Origin of the sequence: Bacteroides caecigallinarum, assembly GCF_021530995.1 — a bacterium.
In the GTDB taxonomy this organism is placed as follows: domain Bacteria; phylum Bacteroidota; class Bacteroidia; order Bacteroidales; family Bacteroidaceae; genus Phocaeicola; species Phocaeicola faecigallinarum.
The window spans coordinates 1-13,772 of the sequence record NZ_JADYTF010000096.1 but is presented as its reverse complement, the minus strand read 5'-3'; the positions used below and the strand labels follow the sequence as shown (position 1 = coordinate 13,772).

Here is a 13,772-nt window from a genome sequence, read left to right as displayed (position 1 = left end):
ACATAAACTATGAGTAACAAATTTACTGAATATTCTCAGCTTAACCTGTCGGAAGTAAATAAAGAGGTGCTGAAGAAATGGGATGAGAATGATGTATTCTCAAAGAGTATGACAGAACGTGAAGGCTATCCTTCGTATGTATTCTATGAAGGTCCTCCTTCGGCTAACGGTATGCCGGGTATTCACCACGTTATGGCTCGTACTATTAAGGATACATTCTGCCGTTTCAAAACCATGAAGGGATTCCAGGTAAAGCGTAAGGCCGGATGGGATACTCACGGACTTCCTGTGGAACTTGGTGTGGAAAAGGCTCTTGGAATCACTAAGGAGGATATCGGTAAAACTATCTCTGTGGCTGAATACAATCATCACTGCCGCACTGACGTCATGAAATTTACTAAGGAATGGACTGACCTGACTCACAAGATGGGTTACTGGGTGGACCTTGAAAATCCTTATATCACATACGATAACCGTTACATCGAAACTTTGTGGTGGCTCCTGAAACAGCTTTACGGAAAAGGTTTGCTGTATAAAGGATATACTATCCAGCCATATTCTCCGGCTGCCGGTACAGGACTTAGCTCGCACGAGCTTAACCAGCCTGGTTGCTACCGTGATGTTAAGGATACAACAGTCGTAGGACAGTTCAAGATGAAGAACCCTAAACCTGAAATGGCTCAGTGGGGTACTCCTTACTTCATCGCATGGACTACTACTCCATGGACATTGCCTTCAAATACAGCTCTTTGCGTTGGTCCGAAGATTGACTACGTAGCTGTACAGACTTACAACGGTTATACAGGCGAAAAGATGACTGTTGTTCTTGCAAAACCTCTTCTTTACACTCATTTCAACAAGAAAGCAGAAGAAATCGCTCTTGAAGACTATAAACCGGGCGATAAGCTTATACCGTTCAAGGTGGTAGGCGAGTACAAAGGTACTGACCTTGTAGGTATGGAATACGAACAGCTTATTCCATGGGTTAAACCTGTTGAGGCTACTGCTGATGGATGGGTTGAGGCTTCTGCAAAAGCTTTCCGTGTAATTCCAGGTGATTATGTAACAACAGAAGACGGTACAGGTATCGTACATATCGCTCCTACATTCGGTGCTGACGACGCCAATGTGGCTCGTGCTGCAGGAATTCCTTCATTGTTCATGATTAACAAGAAGGGTGAGACTCGTCCTATGGTTGACCTGACAGGTAAGTTCTATCTGTTGGAAGAACTTGATGAGGCTTTCGTGAAGGAATGTGTGAATGTAGACGCTTACAAGGAATATCAGGGACGCTGGGTTAAGAATGCATACGACCCTCAGTTCACTGTTGACGGCAAGTATGACGAAAAGGCTGCTCAGGCTGCCGAATCGCTTGATATCTATATCTGCATGATGATGAAGCAGAACAATCAGGCATTCAAGATTGAAAAGCATGTACACAACTATCCTCACTGCTGGCGTACAGACAAACCGGTGCTTTACTATCCGTTGGACAGCTGGTTTATCCGTTCTACTGCAGCTAAAGACCGTATGATAGAATTGAACAAGACTATCAACTGGAAACCAGAATCAACTGGTACAGGACGTTTCGGTAAGTGGCTTGAAAACCTGAACGACTGGAACTTGAGCCGTTCACGTTATTGGGGTACTCCGCTTCCAATCTGGCGTAACGATGAAGGCGAAGAATTGTGTATCGGTTCTGTAGAAGAACTTTATAATGAAATAGAAAAGTCTGTAGCTGCTGGCTTCATGACAGAAAATCCATATAAGAAACTTGGTTTCGTTCCAGGACAGTACAGCAAGGAAAATTACGATAAGATAGATTTGCACCGTCCTTACGTAGATGATATCATTCTGGTTTCTGAAAGCGGCAAGCCGATGAAACGTGAATCAGACCTTATCGACGTTTGGTTCGACTCAGGTGCTATGCCATATGCACAGCTTCACTATCCGTTTGAAAACAAGGAAATTGTAGACAACCGTTCTTACTATCCTGCCGATTTCATTGCCGAAGGTGTTGACCAGACTCGTGGATGGTTCTTTACTCTGCATGCAATCGCTACTATGGTGTTCGACAGTGTGGCTTACAAGAATGTAATCTCTAACGGTCTTGTACTCGACAAGAACGGAAACAAGATGTCTAAGCGTCTTGGTAATGCGGTAGATCCGTTCGCTACAATCGAGAAGTTCGGTTCAGACCCATTGCGCTGGTATATGATTACCAATGCTTCTCCATGGGATAACCTGAAGTTCGATACTGAAGGTGTGGACGAAGTGAGACGTAAATTCTTCGGAACACTTTATAATACATATTCATTCTTTGCTCTTTATGCAAATGTTGACGGTTTCTGCTATGCAGAGAAAGATATACCGATGGAAGAACGTCCTGAAATCGACAGATGGATATTGTCATTGCTCAACTCATTGATAAAGGATGTTGATGCTTGCTATAATGATTATGAACCAACCAAGGCTGGTCGTCTGATTACAGACTTTGTGAACGACAACTTGAGTAACTGGTACGTACGTCTGAACCGTAAGCGTTTCTGGGGTAGCTCAATGTCAGCAGACAAGCTTTCTGCTTACCAGACTCTGTATGTATGTCTTGAGACAGTTGCAAAACTGATGGCTCCTATAGCTCCGTTCTATGCAGACCGCCTGTATATGGACCTTATAAATGTAACAGGACGCGATAACGTAGTTTCTGTACATCTTGCTAAATTCCCAGTAGCTGACGAAAGTCTTGTTAACAAGGAACTTGAAGCACGCATGCAGATGGCACAGGATGTCACTTCAATGGTACTTGCACTTCGTCGTAAGGTAAACATCAAGGTACGCCAGCCGCTGCAGTGTATCATGGTTCCTGTAGTTGACGAAGATCAGAAACGTCATATCGAGGCTGTGAAGGATTTGATTCTTAGTGAAGTAAACGTTAAGGAAATCAAGTTCGTTGAAGGAGCATCAGGCGTATTGGTCAAGAAAGTTAAGTGTGATTTCAAGAAACTTGGTCCTAAATTCGGAAAACAGATGAAAGCTGTAGCCGCTGCTGTTGCAGAAATGTCGCAGGAAGCTATTGCAGAACTTGAAAAGAACGGTTCTTACACATTTGCGCTTGACGGAGGTGACGCCGTTATCGAAACAGCCGATGTTGAAATCTTCAGCGAAGACATTCCGGGATGGCTTGTTGCCAACGAAGGCCGTCTGACTGTAGCTCTTGAAGTAACTATAACTGAAGAACTCAGACGTGAAGGTATAGCACGCGAACTTGTAAATCGTATACAGAACATCAGAAAGAGTAGCGGATTTGAAATAACTGATAAAATAAATATCACTTTATCAAGAAATTCCAATACAGATGATGCTGTAAATGAATATAATAATTATATTTGCAACCAAGTTTTGGCTAACTCACTGGAACTGGTAGACGAAGTTGCTGAAGGTACAGAACTCAACTTTGACGACTTCTCTCTGTTTGTGAAGGTTGCCAAACAGTGATAAATGTTCCCATCTGCCGGATGTTGTAACACCTGGCAGATACTATTATTAATTTTAAAACTTAAACACTATGGCTGAGAAAACAAGGTACTCTGACGCTGAACTCGAGGAGTTCCGTGCCATTATCATGGAAAAGCTTCAGCTCGCAGAACGCGACTATGAGAAACTTAAGAGCAGTATTATGAATACTGACGGTAACGATACAGACGATACATCACCTACATACAAGGTGCTGGAAGAAGGTGCCAGCACATTGTCGAAGGAAGAGACAACCCGTCTTGCATCACGTCAGCTTAAGTTCATTCAGAATCTGCAGGCTGCTTTGGTACGTATCGAAAACAAAACATATGGAGTTTGTCGTGAAACAGGCAAACTTATTCCTAAGGAACGTCTTCGTGCAGTACCTCATGCTACTCTAAGCATTGAAGCTAAACAACAAGGAAAGAAGTAATTTTTATTGTTTTTTGAAATTGAGAATCGAAGTCTTTTCGGTTCTCAATTTTTTAAGATAAAATTCATTGTCATATAGTTTTAAGTTTTACAGATTGCATAGGTTTTATATGAACAAAGTTTTTTCACAAGGCAGGATGGCTGCTATCATTGTAATTGCGGTGTTGATCATTGATCAGATAATCAAAATATGGGTTAAAACATCAATGTTCCTGCATCAGAATTACAAGATAACTGACTGGTTCTATATATATTTCACAGAGAATAACGGAATGGCTTTCGGATTGGAGATATTTGCAAAACTGTTTCTAACCATATTCCGTATAGTAGCAGTTATTTTAATAACATGGTATATTGCCAGACTGGTGCGTCAGACTGAAAAAGTGAAGAACGGATATATTGCTTGTCTGTCATTGGTCCTTGCGGGAGCTATTGGTAACATAATAGACTGTGTATTCTATGGCGAGATTTTCAGCGAAAGTACCAGAACTCAGATAGCAAGTTTTGTACCTTTGGGTGATGGATATTCAGACTGGCTCCACGGCAAGGTGGTGGATATGTTTTATTTCCCGATAATTGATACGTACTGGCCGGACTGGATGCCGTTTGTTGGTGGAGAGCATTTCATATTTTTCAGTCCGATATTTAATTTTGCCGATGCTGCCATCAGTTGTGGAATCATAGCTTTGCTTATCTTCTATAGCGGGTATCTTAATTCATTGTCTCACACAGAAAAGAAATAATCTATAAGTAGTTTTTATGAATAAATATTTGCGCTTATTGCTTTTTAGTATCGTATTTGTTGGTGTATCCTGCGGGAAGCAGATTCCCGGTGATATTATACAGCCTTCCGAGATGGAAGATTTGCTGTACGATTATCATTTGGCTCTTACTATGGGAAATGATTTGAACTATAATGACAGATACAAGCGTGAGTCTTATAGAAACTACGTATTTAATAAGCATGGTGTGACAGAAGCAGAGTTTGACTCTTCTATGGTCTGGTATACTAGAAACGGCAAGATGCTTACAGATATATATAAGAACTTGCAGAAAAGATACGAGATGGCAGAGGAACAGATGAGGTCCGAACTTAACAAACGAAGCGGACAGATTTCAGTGTCTCTTTCAGGTGACTCTGTTGATGTCTGGTCTGACAGAAATTTATATTGGCTGACCAGCTCGCCTCTTACAAACAGGCTAATGTTTGACCTTAAGGCTGATACTACATTCCACGAAAACGATATTCTGGTGTTTGAAGCGGATTATAGTTTCCTGTCGAAAGAAAAGAGTAGTGCGAATGTTGTTGTTGCCATGAATATAACATTCAAGAATGACAGTACTCAGGGTATATCAAGAGTAATTGATAACTCAGGCAAATGGGATTTGACTTTGAAACCTGATTCTGCATTCGAATATAAAAGCATAAATGGTTTTGTCTATTTCAGTAATCCTGATAGTGCGGAAACGTCTGTATTAATCAATAAAATCAGGCTTATGCGTTATAGAAACGGCAGTTATAGGGTGATGTCTTCAGGTAATCATGTATCACAAACTGAGAAAACGGATACTGACAAAGAACCGTCTTCTGCTGTAAAAAAAGAGGATATACGTGTGTCGGACAGGAAAATCAGACCGGCAAACACTGAAATTCAGGAGTTGAAACCTATAACAAATAAATAATCTTAAAGTGAAGAAATTTGCTTCTCACAGATTGTATATACCGCATTTGGATTTGCTTCTGAAGAATCATGTGGTTGAAGTGGCTGAAGTTAAGGGAGAGGTAGTTGGCTATTACCCTTTTACCGAGGAGATTCCTTATACGGAATGGTTGAACGGTATAATAGTCTTGTCTTATTATAAACCTATTATTTCATTAGATCCTGTTCCAAACTCGGCTGATAATTCCTTGGTTCTGTATATAGGGCAGGATAAAAAAATAAGGAGTGTCATACCGCATGGAGCAAATATGACATTCCCTACGCTGAAAGCTTATTATGTTACAATGTTTAATGTATCAGAAATGAGCTTTTCGCCTGACAGTAGAATTCTGGAACTTGTTTAAAGTTGTCGCCTTCTGAATTCTGAACAAACGATTGCTGTTGCCACAGCTACATTGAGCGAGTCTGTGGTTTCATTTCCTTGTGGGTAATTAGGTATCAGGATTCTTCTGTTTATTAATGACGCAACTTCTTTACTGATGCCGTTGCCTTCATTCCCCATTACTATCAGTCCGTTGGACGACAGAGTGCTCTCATAAATATTATCTCCGTCGAGGAATGTGCCAAAAACAGGTGTATCGTTGAGTTTTGAAATCAGTTCTTTAATGTCGCAATAGTGTATTTTTACTCTAGCCAATGCTCCCATTGTGGCTTGTACTGTTTTAGGACTGAATGCGTCTGCAGTGCCATGAGAACAATAAATGTTGTTTATTCCAAACCAATCTGCTATTCTTATTATTGTTCCAAGATTACCCGGATCTTGTACATCATCGAGAGCAAGACACAATTCTTTTTGTGGGCAATCTTCAGATGAAGGATAGGATGGGGTCTCGAAAACAGCCAGAACATCTTGTGGACTTTTCAGTAGACTGGCACGTGAAAGCTCTTCCTTTTCGGCAATGATTGTTTCGTCAGCTTTTATATTTTTATTGGATGACAGCCATTCTTCGGTTGTAACCAGAATCTTGCATTTGAAATGTGGTGCAAGGTCGGAAACCAGTTTGTTACCTTCTGCCAGGAATACTCCATTTTCTTTTCTGAACTTTTTCAATTCAAGAGAGCGGATGAATTTTATCTTGTTTTTACTGAGCATATATTATTGGTCTTATATATTTTGAAGGCAAAGCTAAGAAGATATTTTCAATAAATGGTTATCTTGTATCTTATAATTGGATAAATTTCAGTTACATATTCACTGTTAGTGGATTTTTTTGTAAGTTTGCAAATAAAATAGTTTACTTATAGGAATGGTGAAGAAGGCTCGTATATACATATATTTCTTAACAGTGCTTCTACTGTTGAGCGGTTGTTCCGTAAGTAAATTTATCCCAGATGGACAGTATTTGCTTGACGAGGTTCATGTAAGAAGCGACAACAAGGAGATAAAATCGTCCGAAATGTACTCATACGTACGCCAAAAGCCAAATTCAAAATGGTTCAGTCTTGTCAAATTGCCTATGTACATTTATTGTGCTTCAGGTAAGGATTCTACAAAATGGATAAACAAGCTTCTGCGTAAGATGGGTGATGCTCCTAGAATATATGACCCATCTGTGGCAGAGGAAACCCGAATGCAGATTCTTAGTGCAGTACAGAATAAAGGGTACTTGGGAGCGGAGGTTGTCCTTGAAGAAAAATTAAAGAAGAATAAAATTGATGCTTATTATAGGATATCAACAGGAAATCCTTATATGATTTCAAGTATTAATTATAATATTGAAGACTACGTTATTAGGGATTTGTTGATGAATGATTCCATCCATAGCAATCTTGTGGAGGGTATGCGCTTCAATGTTAATGTGCTTGAAGAGGAAAGAAATAGAATTACACAATATCTTCTCAATAGAGGATTTTACAGATTTAATAAAGATTATATTACGTTTCAGGCCGATACAGTAAATGGTACATACCGTATAGACCTGACTATGAATATAGCTTTGAATGAACAGAATAACGGAAACAATAATTCCTTGCATCGTCAGTATAAAATTAGAAAAGTAAATTATCTGATGGATATTGATAATCTGGCAGCAGTCCGTAATAATCCTGAAACAGATACAGTAGAGTATAATCAGCTCAGTATTATTTACAATGATAAGTTATTTCTCCGTCCCGGTGTGATAGCTTCACATAATAGGATAGAGTCAGGGAAATTGTATTCTAATCGCGATGTAATGGCTACTTACTCTTCTTTGGCAAGGTTGGGTATACTTAAATACTCCAACATAAGGTTTGTCGAGCATCTGGAAAACGATTCTGCATATCTTGATGCGTACGTTTATTTATCAAGGAATAAAAATAAGACATTGGCTTTTCAGATTGAAGGTACCAACTCAGCCGGTGACCTTGGAGCGGCAGCTTCAGTTACTTACACTCACAGAAATCTTTTTAAAGGATCGGAAACTTTTAATATCAAGGTCAGGGGAGCATACGAAGCAGTTACAGGACTTGAAGGCTATGCCAACAATAACTATACGGAATATGGAGTAGAGAGTAGTCTGGAGTTTCCTGAATTTATGTTTCCTTTCCTGAAATCGGATTTTAAGAAAAGTGTTAATGCAAAATCACAGGTCAGTGCAAAATATAACTGGCAGATAAGACCGGAATTTGAGAGAACATTAGCTTCGGCAGCCTGGAGTTATAGATGGAATAGCAAAAAGAGAGCCAGTCATAGGCTTGATGTGCTTGACATCAACTATATATACATGCCGTATAGGTCTAATACTTTTATAGAATATCTCAACTATATGGATGAGATTAATCCACTTTTGAGATATAGTTATGAAGATTTATTCATAGTTAGATTAGGATATACATATACTTATAACAGTGCAGGAGTCTCTACACAGCAAACAGCCAAGAAAAGTTCGTATTCCATACGTTTCAATATCGAGGAGTCCGGTAATCTTATATATGGATTGTCAAAGTTAATACATAAGAAACCTTCTGATGGAGAGTCATACAGGGTGGGAAACATAAGTTTTGCACAATACGTTAAAATGGATTTTGACTTTGCCAAGAACATAATGATTGATGATAGAAATGCGCTGGTCTTTCATATCGGTACTGGGATAGCCGTTCCGTATGGTAATTCAAAAAGTTTGCCCTTCGAAAAGCTTTATTTTTCCGGAGGTGCCAATAGTGTCCGGGGCTGGAGTGTACGTTCGCTGGGTCCGGGAGGATATCGTGGAGCGTCGGGCTCATTGGATTATGTAAATCATACGGGAGATATTAAACTCGATATGAATGTCGAGTATAGGACTCATTTGTTTTGGAAGTTAAATGGTGCCGCATTTATTGATGCAGGAAATGTATGGACGCTTAAAGACCGGTATTCTGATTCTACAGGACAGTTCTCGTTTAGACGGTTTTATAAGGAAATAGCTGTTTCGTATGGCTTGGGTATAAGGTTCGACCTTGATTTCCTTATTTTAAGATTTGATGGAGGTATGAAAGCAGTAAACCCTATGGAGACAGGAATAGATAGATTTCCATTGATAAAACCTGATTTTTCACGCGATTTTGCTTTCCATTTTGCTGTTGGATATCCATTTTGATTAAATGAAAATTATCAGATTCATAATAAAATATATATGGCTAAGATAGAAACAAAACTTTATACTCACGATGAATTGCGTGAATTGGAGGAGTGGTTCAATGGTAGGGAATTGCCGAAAGATATTCAATTAGATAAGGCTACATATATTCCCAATGTTAAAGATACCATTGGTCGACTTATGATTCAGGCAGAAATAAATTGTGATAACCCCAAAATGCAGGGATCTATATATCTTCTTGAGCGTCTTAAGGCTAAGCTTGAAGAAACTCAAAAGTGAATATAATTGCATAAATCAAAAACATGTACTAACTTTGTCGTTCAAAAGATTAAAATACTCATAATATGTTTAGAAGTCATACTTGTGGCGAGTTGAGACTTGCCGATGCAGGCAAAAATGTAACGCTTTCCGGATGGGTACAGCGTACACGCAAAATGGGAGGAATGACATTCGTCGATCTCCGCGACCGTTATGGTATCACACAGTTGGTTTTCAATACCGATGTTAATGCCGACCTTTGTGAAAAAGCTAATCATCTGGGACGTGAGTTCGTTATTCAGGTAAAAGGTACTGTGAACGAACGTTCAAGCAAAAACAATAATATTCCTACAGGTGATATCGAAATCATCGTTTCTGAGCTTAATATTCTGAACTCGGCTCAGACTCCTCCTTTCACTATCGAAGATAATACTGATGGTGGCGATGACCTTCGTATGAAGTACCGTTACCTTGACCTTCGTCGTACGGCTGTTCGTAAGAACTTGGAATTGCGTCACCGCATGACAATGGAAGTACGCCGCTATCTTGACAGCAAGGGATTCCTTGAAGTGGAAACTCCTATGCTTATCGGTTCTACACCTGAAGGTGCCCGCGACTTTGTCGTACCTTCACGTATGAATCCGGGACAGTTCTATGCACTTCCACAGTCTCCACAGACACTTAAGCAGCTGTTGATGGTTTCAGGTTTTGACCGTTATTTCCAGATAGTAAAATGTTTCCGCGACGAGGACCTTCGTGCCGACCGTCAGCCTGAGTTTACTCAGATTGACTGTGAAATGAGTTTCGTTGAACAGGAAGATATCATCAATACATTCGAAGGTATGGCAAAACACCTGTTCAAGGAATTGCGCGGTGTTGAGCTTACTGAACCGTTTATCCGCATGCCATGGGCAGATGCAATGAAGTACTACGGTAGCGACAAACCTGATTTGCGTTTCGGAATGAAATTCGTCGAGCTGATGGATGTAATGAAAGGATACGGTTTCTCTGTATTCGACAATGCCGCATACATTGGCGGTATCTGTGCTGAAGGTGCTGCTACATATACACGCAAGCAGCTTGACCAGTTGACTGAATTTGTTAAACGTCCTCAGATCGGTGCCAAGGGATTGGTTTATGCACGTGTTGAGGCTGACGGTAATGTGAAGTCAAGCGTTGACAAGTTCTATTCACAGGAAGTTCTGCAGAAGATGAAAGAAGCGTTCGGTGCTAAACCGGGTGACTTAATTCTTATCCTCAGCGGTGACGACGTGATGAAAACTCGCAAGCAGCTTTGCGAACTCCGTCTTGAAATGGGTAACCAGTTGGGATTGCGCGACAAGAACAAGTTTGCTTGTCTGTGGGTTGTTGACTTCCCTATGTTCGAATGGAGCGAAGAAGAAGGTCGCTTGATGGCTATGCACCATCCATTCACTCATCCTAAGGATGAAGATATCGCACTTCTTGATACAGATCCTGCTGCAGTTCGTGCAGATGCATACGATATGGTTATCAACGGTGTCGAAGTAGGAGGTGGCTCTATCCGTATTCACGATTCTCAGCTTCAGGCAAAGATGTTCGAAATCCTTGGATTTACTCCTGAAAAGGCACAGGAACAGTTTGGCTTCCTGATGAACGCCTTCAAGTTTGGTGCACCTCCTCACGGTGGTCTTGCATACGGTCTTGACCGTTGGGTATCACTCTTTGCCGGTCTGGATTCAATCCGCGACTGTATAGCATTCCCTAAGAACAACTCAGGAAGAGACGTTATGCTTGATGCACCTGGTTATCTTGACCAGAAACAGCTTGACGAGCTTAACCTGGTAGTTGACATCAAGGAAAAGAACTGATAAAACTTCTTTAAATATAATTAGGCACGGATATAGGTGTGTTTGGATTATACCTGTTTCCGTGCCGTATTTTTGAATTTCATTAATGAAAGAAACAGTACGTATCATAAGGTTTGTCATAGTAGGTACTCTCAATGCAGTGATTGCAGCATTGGTGGTATGGGTGCTTATGCATATCTGCAGACTTGACTATCTGATAGCCAACATCTCTGCATATACAGCCGCACAGATAAACAATTTCCTGTGGTGCAAGTACTGGATTTTTCCTTTGGACAAGGAAACAAAAAAGAACAGCATCCGGCGTCAGATACTATTCTTTCTTATAGCTTTTGCCATGGCCTACAGCGCACAGTTTGTGTTCCTTCTTGTATTGGTGGAACTCCTTCATTTCAATGAATATCTTGCCCAATTCCTCGGACTGTTTGTTTATGGTGCTGTAAATTTTATAAGCAACAAGATGATTACTTTCAAATAGGTAATATGGCATCTTTTATGCCATATTGTTCAAATCCTTATCCTCAAGATAGCTCATTTGTTTTTTTGTTATAACGTCCCTTGTTTTTTCTGAGTCGTCAGTACGGAACACAAGAATACCTTTTCCCGCAAGAAGGAATGAATAAAGGTACGATATTCCTATTCCTGCATCCGTGAAACTTTTTATTGCATCAGCGGCTCTTCCCGGATAATTGTCTAATGTGATTGCAAATACTTCCGAAACATTTGCTGATATTCCTGCCTTGCTTAGCGTCTGATAGGCTCTTTCCGGATCAGAGCATATTATTCTGTAAATTCCGTATTCTACAGTATCTGAAATAGTAGAGGCTATTAACTGAATTTCAGCCTCTTTCAGCAATTCGAGAACTTTGAGGAGAGTTCCCGATTTATTTTCTACAAAAACAGATAATTGATGTACTGTCATGATGTATATGTCTTTAAATTAATGTTTTACGTAAATCTTTCACTCTAACAGCCTTTCCTTCCTGTTTCGGCAGGCTTCCCTTCGGAACAAGTTTAACGATTGGAGTAATCAGGATTTCGTCCTTCAGCTGGCGTGTAATTTCTTTTGTAAGTTTCTGCAGTGAGCCGAAATCGTCTGTAAATTCGTTCAGTTCGACTTCTACCGTCATTTCGTCGTTTGCATCAAGGTTTGTAAGAGTAATCAGGTAGTCGGAACCAAGCTCCTTGAATTGCATAAGTATAGTCTCTATCTGGATAGGGAAGATGTTTACGCCCTTCAGTATTATCATGTCGTCACTTCTTCCTTTCATACGGTCCAGGCGTCTGTGATGGCGTCCGCACTTGCATTCTCCAGGAAGGAATCTTGTAAGGTCTCTTGTTCTATATCTCAGAAGTGGCATTGCTTCACGGTTTATTGTTGTTAGAACAAGTTCACCCACTTCTCCGTCTGGTACAGGTTCCAGTGTTTCTGGGTCAACTATTTCCACTATATAATAGTCCTCCCATATATGCAGACCGTTCTGTTCGGTACATTCGAAAGCCACTCCCGGACCGCACATTTCCGACATTCCGAACGAGTTGTAAGCCTTCACTCCGAGCATTTTCTCTATTCTCTTTCTTTGTTCTTCGGAGTGAGGTTCGGCGCCTATGATAAGAGTCTTGAGTTTTGTATCCTTAGCAGGGTCTATACCCATTTCTTCCATAACTTCATACAGACGTCCCGCATAGCTGGGAATAGCATGGAGAGCTGTTGTTCCAAAGTCTGTAATGAACTTAATCTGTCGTTTGGTGTTTCCTGCAGCAGCCGGTACAGTCAGCATACCCAGTCTTTCTGCACCGTATTGAAAACCCAGTCCACCGGTGAACATACCGTATCCGGATGAGTTCTGGAATATATCTCCGGCTCTCAGTCCTACCATGTGCAGACAGCGTGCCACAGCGTTTGCCCATTCGTCAAGATCTTTCTGTGTATGGAGTATTACAGTTGGTGTTCCTGTCGTACCGCTTGACGAGTGCAGTCTTACTACGTCCTTCAGTGGTACTGCGGCTAGCCCGTATGGATAGTTGTCGCGCAAGTCTTGTTTTGTTGTGAACGGTATCTTTCTTATGTCGTCAAGTGATTTTATATCTTCAGGTTTCAGATTATGTTCTTCAAATCTTTTTTTATAGAAAGGAGAGTTCATACAGTGCTTCACTGTTTTTTGCAATCGTTCCAATTGCAATCTCTCAATTTCCTCTCTACTCATTGTTTCCATTTCCGGATGGAGATATTTGCAGTCGTTTTCCATTATGATAATTATTTGTAAGGTTTATGTTATACGTCGGTATATTTTTACCTAAAAGACATGTTGAAGTTTGTTATGTAGGTCGGCGGCATTGCTGCCGCTTTCCCCATTAAGAACTGTACGTGCGACTTTCACCGCATACAGCTCCGATAATTCTAAATTTAATTCTCATAAAATTAAATCGGCTCATAATCATCT

12 protein-coding genes are annotated in these 13,772 nt (G+C 40.4%); 9 read left to right on the top strand and 3 right to left on the bottom strand.

Going from position 1 to position 13,772, the window contains the following annotated elements; all coding sequences use genetic code 11:
* Positions 1 to 9: 9 nt before the first annotated feature.
* From ileS to I6E24_RS12340, 5 genes are all read left to right on the top strand, one after another.
* Positions 10 to 3,495, top strand: coding sequence for an isoleucine--tRNA ligase (ileS, locus tag I6E24_RS12360; protein ID WP_235328855.1), 3,486 nt, complete (start codon positions 10 to 12; stop codon positions 3,493 to 3,495).
* Positions 3,496 to 3,565: 70 nt separating this feature from the next.
* Positions 3,566 to 3,946, top strand: coding sequence for a TraR/DksA family transcriptional regulator (locus I6E24_RS12355; RefSeq protein ID WP_235328854.1), 381 nt, complete (start codon positions 3,566 to 3,568; stop codon positions 3,944 to 3,946).
* 109 nt (positions 3,947 to 4,055) lie between these two features.
* On the top strand, positions 4,056 to 4,688 hold the full coding sequence (locus tag I6E24_RS12350) for a lipoprotein signal peptidase (protein WP_235328853.1): 633 nt from the start codon (positions 4,056 to 4,058) through the stop codon (positions 4,686 to 4,688).
* Between the two features lie 16 nt (positions 4,689 to 4,704).
* Positions 4,705 to 5,628, top strand: a complete 924-nt coding sequence (locus I6E24_RS12345; protein ID WP_235328852.1) for a DUF4296 domain-containing protein — start codon at positions 4,705 to 4,707, stop codon at positions 5,626 to 5,628.
* A 7-nt stretch (positions 5,629 to 5,635) separates the two neighbouring features.
* A complete protein-coding gene (locus I6E24_RS12340) occupies positions 5,636 to 6,010 on the top strand; it encodes a hypothetical protein (protein ID WP_235328850.1) in 375 nt (124 codons plus the stop codon).
* Here the strand turns inward: I6E24_RS12340 and I6E24_RS12335 are convergent.
* Positions 6,007 to 6,759, bottom strand: coding sequence for a TrmH family RNA methyltransferase (locus I6E24_RS12335; protein ID WP_235328849.1), 753 nt, complete (start codon positions 6,757 to 6,759; stop codon positions 6,007 to 6,009). The genes I6E24_RS12340 and I6E24_RS12335 overlap by 4 nt on opposite strands.
* A 154-nt stretch (positions 6,760 to 6,913) precedes the next feature.
* Here I6E24_RS12335 and tamL point away from each other — a divergent pair, with 154 nt between their 5' ends.
* The 4 genes from tamL (at position 6,914) to I6E24_RS12315 (ending at position 11,806) form a co-directional block, all read left to right on the top strand.
* On the top strand, positions 6,914 to 9,223 hold the full coding sequence (gene tamL / locus I6E24_RS12330) for a translocation and assembly module lipoprotein TamL (RefSeq protein WP_235328848.1): 2,310 nt from the start codon (positions 6,914 to 6,916) through the stop codon (positions 9,221 to 9,223).
* Positions 9,224 to 9,259: 36 nt separating this feature from the next.
* Positions 9,260 to 9,502 carry a DUF6965 family protein gene (locus I6E24_RS12325; RefSeq protein WP_235328847.1) on the top strand — a complete coding sequence of 81 codons (243 nt, stop codon included), beginning with the start codon at positions 9,260 to 9,262 and terminating at the stop codon, positions 9,500 to 9,502.
* A gap of 65 nt (positions 9,503 to 9,567) precedes the next feature.
* Positions 9,568 to 11,331: an aspartate--tRNA ligase gene (gene aspS / locus I6E24_RS12320; RefSeq protein ID WP_235328846.1), complete on the top strand. Its 1,764-nt coding sequence runs from the start codon at positions 9,568 to 9,570 to the stop codon at positions 11,329 to 11,331.
* A gap of 85 nt (positions 11,332 to 11,416) precedes the next feature.
* Complete coding sequence (locus tag I6E24_RS12315) at positions 11,417 to 11,806, top strand: GtrA family protein (protein ID WP_235328845.1); 390 nt, start codon at positions 11,417 to 11,419, stop codon at positions 11,804 to 11,806.
* A gap of 15 nt (positions 11,807 to 11,821) precedes the next feature.
* Here the strand turns inward: I6E24_RS12315 and I6E24_RS12310 are convergent, their stop codons facing one another.
* Positions 11,822 to 12,250: an amino acid-binding protein gene (locus I6E24_RS12310; RefSeq protein WP_235328844.1), complete on the bottom strand. Its 429-nt coding sequence runs from the start codon at positions 12,248 to 12,250 to the stop codon at positions 11,822 to 11,824.
* A gap of 13 nt (positions 12,251 to 12,263) precedes the next feature.
* Positions 12,264 to 13,577, bottom strand: a complete 1,314-nt coding sequence (locus tag I6E24_RS12305; RefSeq protein WP_235328843.1) for a phenylacetate--CoA ligase family protein — start codon at positions 13,575 to 13,577, stop codon at positions 12,264 to 12,266.
* Between the last annotated feature and the right edge of the window lie 195 nt (positions 13,578 to 13,772).